Below are 17,545 nucleotides of genomic sequence, written 5' to 3' on the forward strand. Positions count from 1 at the left end.
CACTTGTCCTGAGGTCTTTTTGGTGGCGACTATGCAACACAAATGTCCTCAGGACAGGTGACCAAGTGTTGGCGGGCTCCCCGGCTGCCATGGAATCACACGGTCGAGCCTGTGATAATCCCCACCCCGGCTAGCTTAGGCTTACCTAAGACGTCTATCGTGATTCCCATGAATCCGATCAGCCTCGCCACCGCACCGTTGCGGAAGCCACTCACCCTGGTTCGCGCCGAGGGGGCGCCGGACCTCTGTCGCCGACTCTCGGCACTGGGGATCCGACGCGGGGCACAGGTGGTGCTGGTGCACACCACCGCCGGCGGCGGGCGCGTGCTGCAGGTGGCCGGCTCCCGGATTGCCCTGGACAAGACCATGCTCTCCCGGCTCTTCGTCGAGCCGATGCTGACCCCCGAGGACCTGCCGGAGGTCGCCGCGTGAGCATCGACGTCAACTCCCCGCAGCTGCTCCAGGTCAGCACCCGCAAGAAGATTCCCAGCGTCAAGGCCACCTGTCACAGTGAGGGTTCCGGTGACGGCGCCGGAACCGACGCGCCCGTGGTGGCCCTCGTCGGTGCCCCCAATTCCGGCAAGTCCACCCTGTTCAACAGCCTCACGGGGTCCCGCGTGACCATGGGCAACTGGCCCGGCACCACCGTCAGTGTCTCCCGAGGCGTGTGGCGCACGAGCGTCGAGGGACGCACCTGTGACTGCGTCGACTGCCACTGCGAGAACATGGCAACGGGCCCCAAGCGGTTGGACCTGACCCTGGTGGACCTCCCCGGCGCCTACTCCCTGGACCCGGTCAGCCCCGACGAAGCCCTGACCCGGGAGTTGTTGGTCGACGGCCCGGCCGAGGAGCGGCCCGACGTCACCGTCGTGGTGGCGGATGCCGCCCACCTGGCGCGCAGCCTCTACCTGGTTGCCCAGCTGCGGGAACGCGCCATGAAGGTGGTGGTGGCGCTGACCATGCTGGACGTGGCACGGCACCGCGGGATCGACGTCGACACCTTTGCCCTGGCCACCGAGCTGGGCTGCCCCGTGGTGGCGCTGGACCCCCGGCACCGTCGTGGCGACGACAACCTGACCCGGGTGGTGCACGAGGCCCTGGCCGCCCCGGAGGCGCAGCCGCGCCCGCTGACCGAGGTGCCCAGCCCGGAGCTCACGGTGCTGGACGCCGACCTGGTGCGGGAGGACGAGCGCTTCGGCTTCATCGAGAATGCGGTCTCCGCCGGAACCCGGGACTCGGGCCAGGCTCGCGCGTCCCTCAGCGACACGGTGGACCGCTGGGTCACCGCGCCGGTGATCGGCCCGCTGATCTTCATGGCCGTGATGTGGTGCGTCTTCCAGATCACCACCGTTGTGGCCGCCCCGATGCAGGACTTCCTGGACGGGCTGTTCGCGGGCCCGGTCAGCGACGGCGTCACCTGGGCGCTCAGCCAGATTGGGCTGGGGGAGAGCTGGGTGCAGGGCCTGCTGGTCGACGGCCTGGTGGCCGGCGTCGGCATGCTGCTCACCTTCGCCCCGCTGATGGCGCTGATGTTCCTGCTGCTGGCCCTGCTGGAGGATTCGGGCTACATGGCCCGCGCCGCCGTGGTCACCGACCGGATGATGCGCTCCCTGGGCCTGCCCGGCCGCGCCTTCCTGCCGCTGGTGGTGGGTTTCGGTTGCAATGTGCCCGCCATCTCCGCGACGCGGATCCTGCCTCAGGAGCGCCAGCGGATCCTGACCGCGCTGCTGGTGCCCTTCACCAGCTGCACCGCCCGACTGACCGTCTATGTGCTGGTGGCCACCACCTTCTTCGGCAAGTGGGCCGGCACCGTGGTCTTCGCGATGTACCTGGTCAGCATCCTGATGGTGGTGCTGTGCGGGTTGGCGCTGCGCAAGACGCTGTGGCGCACCATGGGCGCCGAGCCGCTGGTGCTGGACCTGCCGCCCTACCAGCGGCCCACCGCGCGGCTCACCGCCAGCGTCACCTGGGTGCGGCTCAAGGGTTTCCTGCAGACCGCGTCCGGGATCATCGTCGCGACGGTCTGTGTGGTCTGGTTGCTGCAGTCCCTGCCCACCAACAGCCACGAGACCTTTGGCGAGGTGCCGGTGGAGGACTCCGCCTACGGTGTTGCCGCGCAGGCCGTCAGCCCCGTCTTCCGGCCTGCCGGTTTCGACCAGTGGCAGACCACCTCCGCCATGGTGGTGGGCTTCGTCGCCAAGGAAGCCGTGATCTCCTCCTGGGCACAGACCTATGCCGTCGACGAACCGGAAGAGGGGGGAGACCCCGGCACCCTGGGCGAGCGGATCACCGCGGACTTCGAGAAGTCGTCGGGTGGTCACGCGTTGCCGGCCGTGATCGCCTTCCTGGTCTTCCTGCTGGCCTACACCCCGTGCGTCGCGACGCTGGCCGCGCAGAAACGGGAGATCGGCTGGAAGTGGACCGTCTTCGGGGTGGCGATGCAGCTGGCGGTTGCCTGGGTCAGTGCCGTGGCGGTCTTCCAGATCGGGAAGCTGTTCTGGTGAGTGCCTCGACGAGTGCCCCGCAGCGGCCGCTGAGCGCCGTGCTGGCCGCCTTCGAGTCCGGCGCCACCAGCCTGGAGGAGATCGGGCAGCGCACCGGGCTGGGGCCCGACGTGGTGCAGACCTCGATTGACCACCTGCGACGGATGGGTCGGATCGAGGCCAAGGAACTGGCGATGGGCTGCCCCAGCGGCGGTTGCGGGACGTGCGCCTCGGGACGCTCCGACGGGAGCGCGGGCTGCGGCTCCGACGGCCCGTCCACCCAGCGCACCGGCCCGGTGCTGGTGCAGCTCAGCCTGCGTCGCCCCTGACTTACTTCTGCGCAACGGTGATCGGCTTCCCGTCGCGGTCCACGAAGGGGCGCTTGCGACGGGGGGAGGCCAGCTCGATCTCGAAGCTCTGCTCCTGGCCATCGGCAGCGGCCCCGCCCCGGCCCGCGCTGGAGGTGGTGATGTCCACCGCCAGCACCACCCGGTCACCGTGCTCGTCGATGGTCACGTCGGCTGAGTCGAAGTCCTTGCCCACGGGGTAGTAGCCGGTGAACAGCCGGTCCGCCTCGTCATTGGCCGGCACCACACGCTCCACCACGCCGGGCTTGACCTGGCGCATCCGCACGCAGCCACTCATGATTCCGGTGGCCGCGGCCGCTGCCAGGGCGGCGGTCCGCCGGGCGATCGGACGCTCGGTGGCCAGCCGGTACAGGCCACTGGTGCGGCCGGAGGGCTTCGGGCGGGCGCCGGTCATCGGTGTCTCCTCAGGCAGGCGTGTTGGGTGTGGTTCGGGCCGAACCTGCCATCAGAACTATCATTGCTCGGGTTGAAAGGAAGTGCGAGTGATCCCCTTCGAGTCAGAGATCGGCAGTGATGCACCGATCGGCATCTTCGACTCCGGCTTCGGCGGCCTGACCGTCGCCCGGGCCATCGTCGACCAGCTGCCCAATGAAGACGTCATCTACCTGGGCGACACCGCTCGCACGCCCTACGGCCCCCGGCCGATCGCCGAGGTGCGCTCCTACGCCATCGAGTGCATGGACCGGCTGGTCACCCACGGCGTGAAGGCCCTGGTGATTGCCTGCAATTCCGCCTCCTCGGCCGCCCTGCGCGACGCCCGGGAACGTTACAACGTGCCGATCATCGAGGTGATCCTGCCCGCCGCCCGACGCGCCGTCGCTGCCACCCGCAACAACCGGGTGGGCGTGATCTGCACCGAGGCCACCGCTAATTCCCGCTCCTACAACGACGCCGTCGTCGTGGCCCCCGAGGTGCAGTTGATCACCCAGGCCTGCCCCCGCTTCGTGGAGTTCGTCGAGGCCGGCATCACCGGTGGCGACGAGCTGCTGGGCGCCGCCCGGGAGTACCTGGAGCCGATCCAGCGCGCCGGGTGCGACACCCTGATCCTGGGCTGCACCCACTACCCGCTGCTGCAGGGCGTGATCAGCTATGTCCTGGGCGACGAGGTGACCCTGGTTAGCTCGTCGGAGGAGTGCGCCAAGGCCACCTACACCGCGCTGCAGCGCCGGGAACTGCTGCACCACACCCCACGGGAGGCGCAGCGGCTCTTCCTCACCACCGGCAGCGACCACGACTTCGAGGGCATCGGCAGCCGGCTGATGGGCGGCTTCGTGCACGACGTGCAGCAGATCGCCCTGGGCAAACACTGACCCGCGCCGCGCCCGGGCCATACCCGCGCCTGGCCAGGCAGTGGCAGGATGGTGGGCAGCACACCACCCGATGTGAGGAGACACCCATGTGCCACAAGATCACCTGCGAGAAGTGCGGCAAGCCCACCTGGGAGGGCTGCGGCCAGCACATCGAGGAAGCCCTCAAGGACGTCAAGCCCGAGGATCGCTGCACCTGCCCCCGCTGACCCCGCGGGGCCTTTGACCTGGCAGCCGCTGCCGCTTGCGCTCGCATCCGACGGCGGCTGCGCCATGTCCGAGGTGTCCGGGCCGGCGCTGCCGGTGCCCGAGCCTGCCGAAAGTCACCGCCAGATTGCTTCCGCCACAGCCGTCGAAGCCACCCACTGAGCCCTCCCACTGGCTGAACCAGCCGAAGCCAGCCCCAACCCCTCGCCAAAGTTGGCAGCCTGGTGGACACAGAAAACTATTGGCACGTGCAACATCCAAAAGGCTGCCCACTTTGACGCACCATTGGCAGCCCACCCCCAAGATTTCGTCGAAAGGACCCCCATGTCGCAGACCGTGAAGGCCGTGATCGCCCGCAGCAAGGACGCCGATATCGAGCTGGTGGACATCGTCGTCCCCGATCCGGGGCCCGGCGAGGCACTGGTGAAGGTCCAGGCCTGCGGGGTCTGCCACACCGACCTGCACTACAAGCAGGGCGGGATCAACGACGACTTCCCCTTTCTGCTGGGCCACGAGGCCGCGGGCGTCGTCGAGGCCGTCGGTGAGGATGTCACCAATGTGAAGCCCGGTGACTACGTGGTGCTCAACTGGCGCGCCGTCTGCGGCCAGTGCCGGGCCTGCCTCAAGGGCGAGCCGTGGTACTGCTTCGACACCGCCAATGCCACCCAGAAGATGACCCTGGCCGACGGCACCGAACTGACCCCGGCGCTGGGGATCGGCGCCTTCGCCCAGAAGACCCTCGTCGCGGCGGGCCAGTGCACCATCGTCGACGAGCGTGCCGAACCCGCCGTGGCCGGGCTGCTGGGCTGCGGCGTGATGGCCGGTCTGGGCGCCTCGCTGAACACCGGCCAGGTCAAGCGCGGCGAGAGCGTCGCGGTGATCGGGCTGGGCGGGGTCGGGATGGCCGCCGTGGCTGGTGCCGTGCTGGCCGGGGCGGCCACCGTCGTCGCCGTCGACGTGGATGACCGCAAGCTGGAACAGGCCACGGCGTTGGGGGCCACCCACACCGTGCACTCCACCGACGAATCGGTGGTGAGCCAGATCCGCGAGATCTGCGACGGCTTCGGCGCCGACGTCGTGGTGGACGCGGTCGGCCGCCCCGAGACCTTCCAGCAGGCCTTCGAGGCGCGGGACCTGGCCGGCCGGGTGGTGCTCGTCGGCGTGCCCACCCCGGACATGACCTGGGAGGTCCCGCTGATCGAGATCTTCAGCCGCGGCGGCGCCATCAAGTCCTCCTGGTACGGCGACTGCCTGCCCAGCCGGGACTTCCCGATGCTGGTGAACCTCTACCTGCAGGGTCGGCTGCCGCTGGACGCCTTCGTCACCGAGAAGATCGGCCTGGGCGACGTGGAGCAGGCCTTTGCCCGGATGAAGTCCGGCGACGTGCTGCGTAGTGTGGTGGTCATCGACTGAGAGCGCCCGCTGCCCCCAACCGGAGGAGAACCCCATGACCCTGCGCATTGACCACGCCGTCGTCAGCGGCACCTTCAGCCTGGACGGCGAGACCTTCGACGTCGAGAACAACATCTGGGTGCTGGGCGATGACACCGAGTGCCTGGTGATCGACGCCCCGCACGACGTGGACACGATCCTGGACGTGGTGGGGGAGCGACGGGTGGTGGCGGTGGTCTGCACCCACGGCCACGACGACCACGTCCGCAAGGCGCCCGAGCTGGCCGAGAAGGTGGACGCCCCGGTGCTGCTGCACCCCGACGACCTGCCGGTCTGGCACCTGACCCACCCCGAACGGCTACCCGACCTGGGGCTGGCCGACGGTCAGCTGCTGCAGGTGGGTGGCAGCGACGTGCGGGTGATCCACACCCCGGGTCACGCCCCGGGCGCGGTCTGCCTGTACGTGCCCTCGCTGGGCGTGCTGTTCAGCGGTGACACGCTCTTCCAGGGCGGCCCCGGCGCCACCGGCCGCTCCTTCAGCAGCCGGGAGGTGCTGGAGGACAGCATCCGTCGCCGGCTGTTCGCCCTGTCCGACGAGACGGTGGTACACACCGGCCACGGCGAGTCCACCACGATCGGCGCGGAGGCCGAAGCCCTGGGCCGCTGAGTGATCGCGTCGCCGCTGCTCAGGCGCCCTTGGCGACGATGCGCGCACGACGCACCAGATCCGCCTGGAGTGGCAGCCGAGCCAGGGCCATCGCCTGCTGCCAGGCCGGGCGATCCCGCCAGTCCCTCGCCATCTTGAGATTGCCCGGGAAGACCCCGACGAACAGGGCAGCCGCGGCTCCACCGCCCAGACGCCGCGTGGCAGGCACTGCCAGCAGGCCGGCCACAGCCAGCTCGGCCATGCCGGAGCCCAGGGTCCAAGCGCGGGGTCTTCCCGGCAGCGGGTCTGGGATGAGCTGGTCGAAGGGTTCGGGCCGGACGAAGTGCAGGACGCCCATCGTGCTGCACAGGGCGGCCAGGCCCAGTGCATTTCGGGTGGCGTCATCGGGTGTGGGCATGTTCCCGACGTTAGCGCATGCCGCCCACAGCGCTCCTGCTGACGGTTGGGGACCGTTGGGGAGGAAAACTGTCGGTGGCACGCGATAGCTTTGGGGACATGGCAAATGAGCAGACCTCCACAACCCGAATCGACGGCCGGGCGGCCGACCAGTTGCGCGAGGTGAAGATCACCCGCAACTGGCTGGACCATGCGGAGGGCTCGTGCCTGATCGAGTTCGGCAAGACCCGCGTGCTGGTGGCCGCCACCGTCGAGGAGGGCGTGCCGCGTTGGATGAAGGGCCAGGGCAAGGGCTGGGTGACCAGCGAGTACGAGATGCTGCCGCGCTCCACCCACACCCGCAGTGGCCGCGAGTCCCGCAAGGGCAAGATCGGCGGCCGCACCCATGAGATCAGCCGGCTGATCGGGCGGGCACTGCGCGCCGTGATCGATTATGAGGCGCTGGGGGAGAACACCATCGTGATCGACTGTGACGTGCTGCAGGCCGACGGGGGCACCCGCACCGCGTCGATCACCGGCGCCTACGTGGCGCTGGCCGACGCGATCGAGCACCTGCGCGGCAAGGGTGCCCTCAAGGGCGAGCCGCTCAAGGACTCCGTCGCCGCCATCAGCGTGGGCGTCGTCGACGGCGTCCCGATGCTGGACCTGGCCTACACCGAGGACTCCACCGCCGACACCGACATGAACATCGTCGTGGCCGGCAATGGTGACTTCATCGAGGTGCAGGGCACGGCCGAGGGCGTGCCCTTCGACCGGGAGACCCTGAACACCCTGCTGGACCTGGGCCTCAAGGGCTGCGACGAGCTGAAGCAGCTGCAGGTCGCCGCCCTGACCGAGGACAAGCGATGAGTGAGCAGCAGCCGGAGACCACCCGCCCGCAGGTGGTGCTGGCCACCAACAATGCCAAGAAGCTGCGCGAGCTGCGCGCCGTCGTCGAGGCCGCGGAACTGCCGATCGACATCTTGGGTCTGGCCGATGTCGAGCCCTACCCGGAGCCGGCCGAGACCGAGCGCACCTTCGAGGGCAATGCCCTGATCAAGGCCCGCACCTGCGCCCTGCGCACCGGGGTCCCTGCCCTGGCAGATGATTCCGGGATTGAGGTGGACGCCCTGAACAACTGCCCCGGGGTACGCTCCGCCCGCTGGGCCGGCCCGGAATGCGACGACGAGGCCAACAATGACCTGCTGCTGGCCCAGATCAGCGATGTGCCGCTGGGCCAGCGCACCGCCCGCTTCGTCTGCGCGATGGCCTTCGTCGTGCCCGACGGGATGGAGGGCATGCGCCATGCCGAGAGTGTCCGCCGGGAATGGCCCGGCGACATCGCCTTTGAACGGCACGGCGAGAACGGCTTCGGCTACGACCCGATCTTCTGCCCCGACGACGCGCCCGAGGTGGATGGCCGTCGCCTCACCAGCGCGGAGCTGGCCCCGGAGGTCAAGAACCGGATCAGCCACCGCGCCCAGGCAGTCCAGGCGATGCTCCCCACCGTCGCCGGGCTGCTGAACCTCAAGCTGGCCACCGAACGGGCCGCGCGCAGTGATGGTGATCAGCCCGGCGAGGAAACAGAGGCCGACGGCCAGCAGGGGGATGCCGATGCAGCAGTATCGTGACCTGCTCCGCACGGTGATGGAGACCGGCGTCGACAAGTCCGACCGGACCGGCACCGGCACCCGCAGCATCTTCGGCCACCAGATGCGCTTCGACCTGGCCGAGGGTTTCCCGCTGCTGACCACCAAGAGGCTGCACACCCGCAGCATCTTCGGCGAGCTGTTGTGGTTCCTGCGCGGCGACACCAATGTCGGCTGGCTGCACGACAACGGCATCACTATCTGGGACGAATGGGCCGACGAGAATGGCAATCTCGGCCCGATCTACGGCTATCAGTGGCGCAGCTGGCCCACCCCGTCGGGGGAACACATCGACCAGATCGCCGCCGTCATTGACCAGATCAAGCACACGCCGGATTCCCGCCGGCACATCGTCAGCGCCTGGAATGTGGCCGACGTGGAGAACATGGCCCTGCCGCCCTGCCACGCTCTCTTCCAGTTCTACGTCACCCCCGCCACCGACGCAGGCAAGGCCAAACTGTCCTGCCAGCTCTACCAGCGAAGCGCCGACATCTTCCTGGGCGTCCCCTTCAACATCGCCTCCTATGCCTTGCTGACCCACCTCGTCGCGCAGGTCTGTGACCTGGAGGTGGCCGACTTCGTGCACACCCTGGGCGATGCGCACATCTACTCCAACCACTTCGAGCAGGTGGCGCTGCAGCTGAGCCGCGAGCCGCGTCCCTTGCCGCAGCTGCAGCTCAACCCCCACGTCACCGAGATCGACCGGTTCGAGCTGGCCGACATCGAGGTCCTGAACTACGACCCGCACCCCGGCATCAAGGCGCCGATCGCGGTCTAGTCGATGAAGGGGGCTTCCAGCCCCCTTGAACCCCTGGTGGACTCGCGCGCACCGCTCCTCGCAGGCTCGGAGCTGCGCTCGTCCAGCGGCACGCTGTCGGGAGGTCAGAGCGCGTCGAGGCTCTGGCGGGCCAGACCGAAGGACAGCGTCATGCCGACGCCGGAGGTGACGGTCACGACGCGCACCCCGGGCAGGGGCTCGGCCACCAGCAACGGACCCCGGTTGCTGTTGGCGTAGACGCCCTGCCAACGTTCCAGGACGTCCAGGTGGTCGACGCCCAGCACGGCCGCCGCCTCGTCGAGCACCAGGCGGGAGCGCTGCTCGGGGACGAAGGGCAGGGGAGAGTCGGCATAGTCGTGGGTGTCGCCCACCAGCAGGCTGCCGTCGGGAAGCTGGGTGAACATCACGTTGGCGACGGCCTGCAGGAGGTCCGGGCGGGTGGCCCGGACCTGGCGACGCAACTGGTCGGCGGCCGGCTGCTCGGTGAAGGCGCCATAGCGCAGCATCGACGTCGTGGTGAGCACCGCGGGGCTGATCCGGGCCTGCCCCGGCGTGGCGACGCGGTGCATCGCCAGGGTGCAGCGCTGCACCTGGTGGGACTCGGCCAGGTGGGGCAACAGGTGTACCAGGTCATGCCCGGTGGCGATGATCACCTGCTCGGCCCGCAACTCGCCCCGGTTGGTCACTAGGACCGCCCCGGAGCCGTCGCTGGTCAGGGCGCCCACCTGGGTGGCGCGCAGGAAGTCCACTCCCTGCCCGGCCAGCCAGGCGGCCAGCCGGTCAACGGTGGTCCGCGGGTCCACCCGGACGTCCAACGGCAGGTGGGCGCCGCCAACCACCTCGGGGGAGCCCAGACCGCCCAGCAGGTAGCGGGTTCGCGACGCCGTGAGCAGTTCCACCCGTTGGCCGCCGCGTGCCTCCCGCAACTGGGCCAGCAGCTCCGCCTCCAGCTCGGAGCGGGCCACCACCAGGGTGCCGCACTGCTCGGCGGTCAAGCCGGTGGTCCGGGCGGCCTCCAGCCAGCCGTCGCGGGAGGAGGCCGCCAGCTCGGTCAGGTCGGTGGGCTGGGCAGAGAAGCAGGCGTGGCCAAAGTTGCGGACCGACGCTCCGGTGGCCCGGTGTTCCCGGTCCACGACGGTGACCCGGAGCCCACGGCGGTGGGCCTCGAAGGCGTGGGCGAGGCCGATGATCCCGGCCCCGATGATGACCAGCTGACGGCGCTCGGGGGTGATGTCCATGGCTTCATCACACCCCGCGTCGCCCGCCACAGGCAAGCCGATCAGCTTCTTGTATGGACAAGTTAACCCATCGTTCACGGAGCAGCCGTGGATTGAAGGGGTGTTTGTGCGAGATGAGGCGTAACTTGTACAGTCAAGATGTGCACCGTTGTGAACCGCTCCACAGTCAGCTGGCGCAGGACTTCCGCCAGCGCATCGCGAGCGGCGCCTGGCCCGCGGGTGAGCGCGCCCCCAGTGAGGCGGAGCTGGTTCGGGCGACGGGCGCCTCACGCGGCACGGTCCGCCAGGCGCTCAACGCACTGCGCACCGAGGGGTTGCTGGTGGGCGGCCAGGGGCGCTCGCCCCGGGTGCGCCAGGCCCCGCCCGCGCAGTCCTTCAGCCAGTTCATCTCCTTCAGCCAATGGGCGCTCGCCATCGGCCGCACCCCCGGCCAGCACCTGCACGAGATGGCGCGGCGCGCCTGCCCCGCCGAGATCGCGTCGGAGCTGGACCTGGACGCCGGGGAACCCGTTGTGCAGCTGCTGCGCCAGCGCAGCCTGGATGGTGTCCCCACCATGGTGGAGCGCACCACGTTCGTGCTGCACGTGGGCCGGACCCTGTTCGACTTCGACACCGACTCGGGCTCGATCTTCGCCCATCTGGCCAGTCAGGGCGTCGATCTGGCCCGGGGTCGGCACACCATCGACGCCGTCGCCGCCGACCAGACCGACGCGCAACTCCTCGGCATCCAGCCCGGGGAGCCGCTGCTGCGGGTGCGGCGGGTCACCTTCACTCCCGATGAGCGGCCCGTCGAGTATTCCGACGACCGCTACCTGCCCGGCCGGACCACCTTCACCATCGAGAACACCGCCCAGCACCGGGGCGCCCTGCTCCACCTCAACCCCACGGAGGATCCCTCATGACCACCACTACTCCCATCCGCCTGTGCGCCTTTGACATGGCCGGCACCACCATCGACGACCGCGGACGCGTCTACGACGCCCTGCGTGACAGCGTCACCAATCGCGGCGCCACCGTCGCCGACGGTGACCTGCAGACCTGGATGGGCACCGAGAAGCGCGATGCCATCACCAATCTGCTGCGCCTGGGCGGTGTCGAGCCCACCGCCGAGGTGGTGGACCAGACCTATGCCGACTTCGTCGACCTGCTGCGCCGCTACTACACCCAAACCCCACCGGTCCCGCTGCCCGGCGTGGCCGAGGCCTTCGACGCGCTCCGAGCAGCCGGGATCAAGGTCGCCCTGACCACGGGCTTCTCCCGGGAGGTGGCCGAGCCGCTGCTCACCGCCCTGGGCTGGGAGGTCGGCCAGCAGCTGGACGCCGTGGTCTGCGCCGACGAGGTGGCCGCCGGCCGTCCGGCGCCCTACATGGTGCACCGTGCCCTGGAGCGCACCGGGGTTGACTGCATGACCACGGTGCTGGTGGCCGGGGACACCGTCGCCGACGTCAAGGCCGGGCTGCGCTCCGGCGCCGCCCAGAGCATCGGCGTGCTGACCGGCCAGTTGAGCCGGGAGGCGCTGGCCGGGGCCGGGGCGACGGCCGTGCTGGACGGGGTCAAGGACATCCCCGCCCACCTGGGCCTGTGATCACGAAAACTGTCGGGGGCGGATGGCAGGATGGTGCCATCACGAGGAGGTAGAACCCATGCGCGTCATCGCCATCGCCGTCGTCGGGCGCAATGGTGTGATCGGTGACGGTCACGACCAGCCCTTCAAGTTCCGCGAGGACTTCGAGCGATTCAAGGCGGTGACCATGGGGCACCCGATCATCATGGGTCGCCACACCCACGACGCCATCGGCAGCTACCTGCCCGGCCGCACCACCATCGTGGTCAGCCGGGACCCGGAACAGATCGAGCTGAGCGACCGGGAATCGGCGCCCAGTTTTGCCGTCGGTTCGGTGGAGCTGGCGCTGGAGTTGGCCGCTGCCCTGGACGACGTCTGTTTTGTCTGCGGCGGCGGACAGGTCTACCGCAACACCTGGGACTACCTGACCGAGCTGGACATCACCGAGGTGCACGACGAGGCCCCCGGCTCGGTCACCTTCCCCGACGTCGACCCCGACGAGTGGCGGGAGCTCTGCCGCGACGCCCGCGGCGAGTTCGACTTCACCCGTCGCTTCCCGATCACCCGCACCGAACGGCTCACCCTGGTGCCCGTCGGCCCCAAGGACCTGGACGACTGGGCCCGGCTCTACTCGGCACCGGACCTGCCCGCGGTGCCGATCGAACGCCACATGGCCGGTATCCAGGCCAATGTGGAGCACTGGCTCAATGATGGCCTGGGCTACTGGCTGGTCCGCGACAGTCTGCACGACGCCCCGGTCGGCGTCGGTGGGGTGCGCCGCAGCAAGGAACTGCCGGAACGCACCTGGAGCCTGTACTACCGCTTCCAGGAATCCGCCCGGCAGCAGGGTTATGCCGTGGAGGTGGCCGAGGCCGGGATCCGGGCGTTGAAGGTGGTGCAGCCCCAGGCCGAACTGCGCGCCACCCTGCGCCCGGACAATGCCGCCGCGACGGCCGTCGCCCAGAAGGTGGGGTTGGAGGTCACCGAGGAACGCACCGACGAGCGGGGACCGCTGCAGGTGTGGTCCGCCAAGGTCTCCGAGCTCGGTTGAGGCCCACCGCCAGCATCCTGCACCTGGACCTGGATGCCTTCTTCGCCGCCGTCGAGCAGCGGGACAAGCCGTCGTTGCGCGGCAAGGCCGTGATCGTCGGCGGGGTGGGGCAGCGCGGGGTGGTCTCCACCGCCAGCTATGAGGCCCGGGCCTTCGGGGTGCGCTCCGCGATGCCCTCGCACGAGGCGCGACGCCGGGCGCCGCACGCCGCCTTCCTGGGCGGGCGGTTCGATGCCTACCGTCAGTCCAGCCGGATCGTGATGGCCTTGCTGCACGAGCTCTCCCCGCTGGTGGAACCGTTGAGCATCGACGAGGCCTTCGTGGACCTGGAGGCGGGCGGCCATGACTGCCATGACCTCGAGCAGCTGCGCGCCCTGGGCCAGCGGCTGCGTGCCGACCTGTACGAGCGCACGGAGGGGCTGACCGCCAGCGTCGGGGTCGGCTCCAGCAAGTTCATCGCCAAGGTGGCCTCGGAGATGGCCAAGCCCAATGGTCTGGTGGTGGTACCACCCGGGGGCGAGGTGGCGGCGATCTCCCCGCTGCCGGCCCGCGCCGTGCCCGGCGTCGGTCCCGTGACGATGGAGAAGCTGGACCGGCTGGGGATCAAGACGGTCGCCGACCTGCAGCGGGCCGAGGTGGCCGAGCTATCCCGGGAAGTTGGCCGTAGCTGGGGCGAGCCCTTGCACGAGCTGGCCTTCGCCCGCGACGACCGGCCGGTCAGCCCCCATCGGGAGGCCAAGTCCATCAGCGTCGAGGACACCTTCGAGACCGACCTGACCGACCGGGCCGAGCTGGAGCGGATCGCCGTCCGCGATGCCGGGATCGTTGCCGGCAGGTTGCAGGCGTCGGGCCAGTTTGCCCGCACCATCACCCTCAAGGTGCGCCTGGGTGACTTCACCACCTGGACCCGGTCCCGCACCCTGCACGGCGCCACCGACAATGCCGAGCGGGTGGCGCAGGTGGCGCGGGAACTCCTGGCCGCGCTCGACGTCCGGGAAGGGGTGCGGCTGCTCGGCGTCGGCGTGGCCAACTTCACCCAGGCCGCGCAGGAGGAGCTGTTCGTCTTGGACGGCGACGAGGTGGTGATCGAGGACCACACCAGCACCGAGCCGCCACCGCAGCGCGTCCGGCATCGCGGGGACTGGTACCCGGGCAGTGAGGTGGAGCATCCGGACTTCGGCCGCGGCTGGGTCTGGGGCTCCGGTCTGGGGCGGGTGACCGTCCGCTTCGAGACCCGGCTGACCGGCGTCGGGCCGGTGCGCACCTTCCGCACGGACGACGAGAACCTGACCCGCCCCGATGGCCCCGTCCCGATGACCTGGGAGGTCACCGAACCGGGGGAGTGACCGGTTCGACGTGGGGCCTCGACAAGCTCGGCCGCCGTGGTTGGGTTGGTCAAAAGTGGGGTGGAGTCACTTCGGCGGGCTCGGTCGTCGGGTTGGGTCGGTGGCATTGGGCTGGAGTCACTTCGACGGGCTCGGCCGCCGTGGTTGGGTTGGCGGCATTGGGGTGGAGTCGCTCCGGCGGGTTCGGTCGTCGGGGTTGGATTGGCCGCCCTGGTGCGGAACCACTTCGACGGGCTCAGCAACCGGTTGCCGAAACACCCGCCGCACCACGGCGGCCGAGCCTGTCGAGGCCCACCCGGGGTCAGGGAACCGGGTTGGCCACCCGTCCGACGAAGAGCGGAGTCGCCGTCTGCCGGTCGAAGATCACGTACCAGAAGGGCCGGTTGAGCACCAGTTCGTGCCGTTCGCGTGGGGCCTCGGCGGAGGTGGCGCCCACCATTGCGGCGGTGGCGGCGGCGGCCTCGGTGCCCTGCTCGTCGACCGCGATCCAGGTCTTCTGGACCACGCCGGAGACGGCGAGTGGCTCCTCCCGGATCCCGGTCAGGTCCACCTGTTGCCCCGGGAACAGGTGGGTGATGCCCAGCTGCTTCAGGGTCTCGACCAGATTGAGGCTCTGCTCGTGCTTCCACACCGGCACGGTCAGGTTCACGTCGGCAGCCCGCCAGCCGGTCAGCAGCGCGTGGAGGCCAACGTCGGCCCACTCATCCAGCAGCGCCTGCTCCGCGCCCTTGCCGGGCAGGACGAAGGCCATCGCCAGCTCCTCACCCAGATAGTCCAGGGCGGTGGCCTGCCAGCCCTCGCCCTGGGCCCAGTACTGGGTGAACGGCTTGAAGACTTCCGGCCGGGTGGTGCCGCCGTCGTCCTTGGTGAACGGGATGGTGCCCTGCTTGGAGAACTCCTTGGCCCACGGCGCCTTGAACCAGACCGTGTTGGTCAGCACCAACCGGGTGTCCTCATTGACGGCGTCCTGGGTGAGCAGGTCCTTGATCCGGTCATGGGTCTTCTCCGCCGCCCAGTCATTGATCTGCTGGACGGTCCGGGCAGCGTCGGTGAAGTCGACGCCGTGCAGACCGGCGCCGTACCACCGGGCCGTCTGGTCCAGGAAGCCCTGCTTCACCGGCGTCTCCTGCTGCGCCCACAGTGCATTGGTCAGCTCCAGCTTCACCTCGCCGGAGCGCGGCCGGTCCTTGATCTCCACATTGCGAGCGGCCAGTGCGTGCTGCAAAGCGCTCAGCTGAGTGTTGAGCGACGCCAGATCTCGGTACCTCAGGGCCTTCAGCAGATCGGCCAGCGTCTTGCCCTTGGCGCCATTGGCCAGCATGGCCAGCGGCAGCGCCAGCGAGGTGGGGGAGACCAGCAGGTCCCCCTGCCGCTGGGCGAACAGCGTCCGGGCCAGCGCCCCGGCAAAGGTGCACGACGGCCTTCCATCACCGGGCTGGGCCGCCGGTTCCCGGGAGGTCTCGGCCAGGTTCTCGCCGGAACCCAGCAGCACCATGCCCGCGGGCGCCGGTCGTTGGGGATCCGCGCCGGGGTCGCGGACGTCCTGGCCGCGGCAACCCGCCAGGACTCCGGCGACGGCCAGACCCGCGATTCCCAACACCTGACGACGACGCATGCTGCCTCCCTGGCTCATCACCAATCGTGACACTATCGGGTGCCACAACGGGGCCTGGCTGGGTCACGATCAAATCACGGCCCGGTCGCGGCGGGGTTTGGCCGTCTGAGGTGCCCGCCTCCGCTGGTTTGCGCCGCAAACTGCATTCTGAGTGGCACTCAGTGCCTATGGTGCACTGCCCCGGATTCAGAAGGTGGTTTGTGGCGCAGACCGGAGGTCCGCCGCGCGCAAGGAGCCGAAACCGATGCGTCCGAGCCGCTTCTGCCAGGCCGCCTCCACGATCCGTTCCCGGTAGCCCAGCTGGTCATTGATGGCCAGCATCCAGGAGTTCTCCCCGGCATTCCAGGTGTGTACCCGCCGCCGTTCGGGGTGATGCTGATGCACCGCCCGGTGGTTGGCGATCTTGACCAGCAGGCCCAGCCGGTGGCCGCGGTGCCGGCTGTCCACAACGGTCATCTGCTGGAAACAGACCGCCGGGTGGGTGCCGTCGGTGGTGATGTCGGTGGCCGCCACCAGCTCTTGGGTCTGGCGGTGCAGCGCGACGGTGGTGACCGCCTCCCGCCCAGCGGCGGCGCGCTGGGCCTCCCCGCGACGGATCCTATCGGCATCCCAGCGCTCCGGCTCCACGTCCAGCCCGGCATTGGGCATCTGTTCGGTGAAGTGCTCCAGCAGCTGGGCGTAGCGGTCCACCAGGTCATCCGGGATCCGGCCCGCGATGGTGCGGATCTGGTAGTCGAGGGCGTGCGGCAGCGCCTCGGCCCACAGCCGGTCCTGCTGCTCCACGTCGCCGGGCAGCTCGCAGACCGAGTGCCGTTCGCACTGCTCCAGCCCGTAGCCCGACGCCTGGGCGAAGCGGCCGGCGCGATCCAGCGGCACCGCGCCGAAGCCGGTGGGCGGGACCAGGTGGTCTTCTCCCGGCTCGGGGCGGTGGTGATCGCTCCAGGACTGGACGGTGCGGCATCCGCGCTGACTGGCCAGGGTCTCCGCGGCGGCCAGCAGCGCGCTGCCGATCCCGTTGCGACGGTGCTCCACCGCGACGATCACACTCAGCTCGGCCAGCTGCACATTGTCGGTGATCCCGCCGCTCACACTGACCAGGCCCAGCACCCTGCCTTCGGTGGGCGCCTGGTCGGCCTCCCAGCTGAGCAGGGGCAGGCCGTCTTCGCCGTGGGGGAGCGCGGCGGTGTCCAGCCCGGCTACGGCCACCAGGATGGTCTGCCACTCGTCGACCTGCCGACGCAGCCCGTGCACCCGGAGCGCCAGTGGCAGGTGGAAGTCGGGCTCGCCCAGCACCTCGGTGGCGTCGGTCAGCAGGATCGCGTCGGTCTGGGCCATCACCCACGACGGGTCGAAGCTGTCGCGGCTGGGCACGGCGATCTGGCAGATGGTGAAGTCCACCCGCTCATCCTTGGGCACGACGGCTGGGCGGCGCCACCCATTTTCGGGCCCACCCCGGAATCATCCGCCGGCTGGCGCCATGGCTGGACTCCGGGGCCCGTGCCCTA

At 69.7% G+C, this 17,545-nt stretch carries 17 protein-coding genes and 1 pseudogene; 13 read left to right on the forward strand and 5 right to left on the reverse strand.

Annotated features, from left to right (window positions below):
* Window positions 1–168: 168 nt before the first annotated feature.
* Genes AAEX60_RS12430 through AAEX60_RS12440 form a run of 3 tightly spaced genes read left to right on the forward strand, consistent with a single transcriptional unit; the run spans window position 169 to window position 2,812 of the window.
* Window positions 169–432 carry a FeoA family protein gene (locus AAEX60_RS12430; protein WP_342103882.1) on the forward strand — a complete coding sequence of 88 codons (264 nt, stop codon included), beginning with the start codon at window positions 169–171 and terminating at the stop codon, window positions 430–432.
* Complete coding sequence (gene feoB, locus AAEX60_RS12435) at window positions 429–2,504, forward strand: ferrous iron transport protein B (RefSeq protein ID WP_342103883.1); 2,076 nt, start codon at window positions 429–431, stop codon at window positions 2,502–2,504. The genes AAEX60_RS12430 and feoB overlap by 4 nt, the downstream gene beginning before the upstream one ends.
* Entirely contained in the window at window positions 2,501–2,812 is a 312-nt protein-coding gene (locus AAEX60_RS12440; protein ID WP_342103884.1) for a FeoC-like transcriptional regulator, read from the forward strand. The genes feoB and AAEX60_RS12440 overlap by 4 nt, the downstream gene beginning before the upstream one ends.
* Window position 2,813: 1 nt before the next feature.
* Here AAEX60_RS12440 and AAEX60_RS12445 read toward each other — a convergent pair whose 3' ends face one another.
* Window positions 2,814–3,245, reverse strand: coding sequence for a hypothetical protein (locus AAEX60_RS12445; RefSeq protein WP_342103885.1), 432 nt, complete (start codon window positions 3,243–3,245; stop codon window positions 2,814–2,816).
* 91 nt (window positions 3,246–3,336) lie between these two features.
* Here AAEX60_RS12445 and murI point away from each other — a divergent pair, with 91 nt between their 5' ends.
* The 3 genes from murI to AAEX60_RS12460 all read left to right on the forward strand — a co-directional run bounded on the left by murI (window position 3,337) and on the right by AAEX60_RS12460 (window position 6,424).
* A complete protein-coding gene (murI, locus tag AAEX60_RS12450) occupies window positions 3,337–4,161 on the forward strand; it encodes a glutamate racemase (protein WP_342103912.1) in 825 nt (274 codons plus the stop codon).
* A 528-nt stretch (window positions 4,162–4,689) separates the two neighbouring features.
* A complete protein-coding gene (locus AAEX60_RS12455; RefSeq protein ID WP_342103886.1) occupies window positions 4,690–5,778 on the forward strand; it encodes an S-(hydroxymethyl)mycothiol dehydrogenase in 1,089 nt (362 codons plus the stop codon).
* A 34-nt stretch (window positions 5,779–5,812) separates the two neighbouring features.
* Window positions 5,813–6,424 (forward strand): MBL fold metallo-hydrolase, encoded by a 612-nt coding sequence (locus AAEX60_RS12460; protein WP_342103887.1) that lies wholly within the window; start codon window positions 5,813–5,815, stop codon window positions 6,422–6,424.
* A 19-nt stretch (window positions 6,425–6,443) separates the two neighbouring features.
* Here the strand turns inward: AAEX60_RS12460 and AAEX60_RS12465 are convergent, their stop codons facing one another.
* Window positions 6,444–6,821 carry a DoxX family protein gene (locus AAEX60_RS12465; protein WP_342103888.1) on the reverse strand — a complete coding sequence of 126 codons (378 nt, stop codon included), beginning with the start codon at window positions 6,819–6,821 and terminating at the stop codon, window positions 6,444–6,446.
* A 98-nt stretch (window positions 6,822–6,919) separates the two neighbouring features.
* Between AAEX60_RS12465 and rph the strand changes: the two genes are divergently transcribed.
* From rph to AAEX60_RS12480, 3 genes and pseudogenes are all read left to right on the forward strand, one after another.
* Complete coding sequence (rph, locus tag AAEX60_RS12470; RefSeq protein WP_342103889.1) at window positions 6,920–7,669, forward strand: ribonuclease PH; 750 nt, start codon at window positions 6,920–6,922, stop codon at window positions 7,667–7,669.
* A pseudogene (locus tag AAEX60_RS12475) lies at window positions 7,666–8,310 on the forward strand (non-canonical purine NTP pyrophosphatase); the annotation flags it as partial. The gene rph and the pseudogene AAEX60_RS12475, both read left to right, overlap by 4 nt.
* 103 nt (window positions 8,311–8,413) lie before the next feature.
* Entirely contained in the window at window positions 8,414–9,226 is an 813-nt protein-coding gene (locus tag AAEX60_RS12480) for a thymidylate synthase (RefSeq protein WP_342103890.1), read from the forward strand.
* A 104-nt stretch (window positions 9,227–9,330) separates the two neighbouring features.
* Here the strand turns inward: AAEX60_RS12480 and AAEX60_RS12485 are convergent, their stop codons facing one another.
* Window positions 9,331–10,464 carry a TIGR03364 family FAD-dependent oxidoreductase gene (locus tag AAEX60_RS12485; RefSeq protein WP_342103891.1) on the reverse strand — a complete coding sequence of 378 codons (1,134 nt, stop codon included), beginning with the start codon at window positions 10,462–10,464 and terminating at the stop codon, window positions 9,331–9,333.
* A 140-nt stretch (window positions 10,465–10,604) separates the two neighbouring features.
* On the opposite strand from AAEX60_RS12485, the gene AAEX60_RS12490 reads away from it, so the two are divergent.
* Genes AAEX60_RS12490 through AAEX60_RS12505 form a run of 4 tightly spaced genes read left to right on the forward strand, consistent with a single transcriptional unit; the run spans window position 10,605 to window position 14,425 of the window.
* A complete protein-coding gene (locus tag AAEX60_RS12490) occupies window positions 10,605–11,366 on the forward strand; it encodes a GntR family transcriptional regulator (protein WP_342103892.1) in 762 nt (253 codons plus the stop codon).
* Complete coding sequence (locus tag AAEX60_RS12495) at window positions 11,363–12,049, forward strand: phosphonatase-like hydrolase (protein WP_342103893.1); 687 nt, start codon at window positions 11,363–11,365, stop codon at window positions 12,047–12,049. Before AAEX60_RS12490 ends, AAEX60_RS12495 begins: the two co-directional genes overlap by 4 nt.
* Window positions 12,050–12,107: 58 nt before the next feature.
* Window positions 12,108–13,079: a dihydrofolate reductase gene (locus AAEX60_RS12500; RefSeq protein WP_342103894.1), complete on the forward strand. Its 972-nt coding sequence runs from the start codon at window positions 12,108–12,110 to the stop codon at window positions 13,077–13,079.
* Window positions 13,076–14,425, forward strand: a complete 1,350-nt coding sequence (locus AAEX60_RS12505; protein ID WP_342103895.1) for a DNA polymerase IV — start codon at window positions 13,076–13,078, stop codon at window positions 14,423–14,425. The genes AAEX60_RS12500 and AAEX60_RS12505 overlap by 4 nt, the downstream gene beginning before the upstream one ends.
* Before the next feature lie 301 nt (window positions 14,426–14,726).
* Here AAEX60_RS12505 and AAEX60_RS12510 read toward each other — a convergent pair whose 3' ends face one another.
* Both AAEX60_RS12510 and AAEX60_RS12515 read right to left on the reverse strand, forming a co-directional pair.
* Complete coding sequence (locus AAEX60_RS12510) at window positions 14,727–16,058, reverse strand: serpin family protein (protein WP_342103896.1); 1,332 nt, start codon at window positions 16,056–16,058, stop codon at window positions 14,727–14,729.
* A gap of 168 nt (window positions 16,059–16,226) precedes the next feature.
* Entirely contained in the window at window positions 16,227–17,438 is a 1,212-nt protein-coding gene (locus AAEX60_RS12515) for a GNAT family N-acetyltransferase (RefSeq protein ID WP_342103897.1), read from the reverse strand.
* Between the last annotated feature and the right edge of the window lie 107 nt (window positions 17,439–17,545).

Origin of the sequence: Luteococcus sp. H101 (genome assembly GCF_038433155.1) — a bacterium.
Lineage (GTDB): Bacteria > Actinomycetota > Actinomycetes > Propionibacteriales > Propionibacteriaceae > Luteococcus.

Excerpts from the sequence above, each read along its gene's own strand:
- AAEX60_RS12500 (WP_342103894.1), top strand. The coding sequence starts at position 12,108 with ATGCGCGTCATCGCCATCGCCGTCGTCGGGCGCAATGGTGTGATCGGT.
- AAEX60_RS12430 (WP_342103882.1), top strand. The coding sequence starts at position 169 with ATGAATCCGATCAGCCTCGCCACCGCACCGTTGCGGAAGCCACTCACC.
- rph (WP_342103889.1), top strand. The coding sequence starts at position 6,920 with ATGGCAAATGAGCAGACCTCCACAACCCGAATCGACGGCCGGGCGGCC.
- AAEX60_RS12445 (WP_342103885.1), bottom strand. The coding sequence starts at position 3,245 with ATGACCGGCGCCCGCCCGAAGCCCTCCGGCCGCACCAGTGGCCTGTAC.
- AAEX60_RS12465 (WP_342103888.1), bottom strand. The coding sequence starts at position 6,821 with ATGCCCACACCCGATGACGCCACCCGAAATGCACTGGGCCTGGCCGCC.
- AAEX60_RS12495 (WP_342103893.1), top strand. The coding sequence starts at position 11,363 with ATGACCACCACTACTCCCATCCGCCTGTGCGCCTTTGACATGGCCGGC.
- AAEX60_RS12480 (WP_342103890.1), top strand. The coding sequence starts at position 8,414 with ATGCAGCAGTATCGTGACCTGCTCCGCACGGTGATGGAGACCGGCGTC.
- AAEX60_RS12460 (WP_342103887.1), top strand. The coding sequence starts at position 5,813 with ATGACCCTGCGCATTGACCACGCCGTCGTCAGCGGCACCTTCAGCCTG.
- AAEX60_RS12510 (WP_342103896.1), bottom strand. The coding sequence starts at position 16,058 with ATGAGCCAGGGAGGCAGCATGCGTCGTCGTCAGGTGTTGGGAATCGCG.
- AAEX60_RS12485 (WP_342103891.1), bottom strand. The coding sequence starts at position 10,464 with ATGGACATCACCCCCGAGCGCCGTCAGCTGGTCATCATCGGGGCCGGG.
- AAEX60_RS12455 (WP_342103886.1), top strand. The coding sequence starts at position 4,690 with ATGTCGCAGACCGTGAAGGCCGTGATCGCCCGCAGCAAGGACGCCGAT.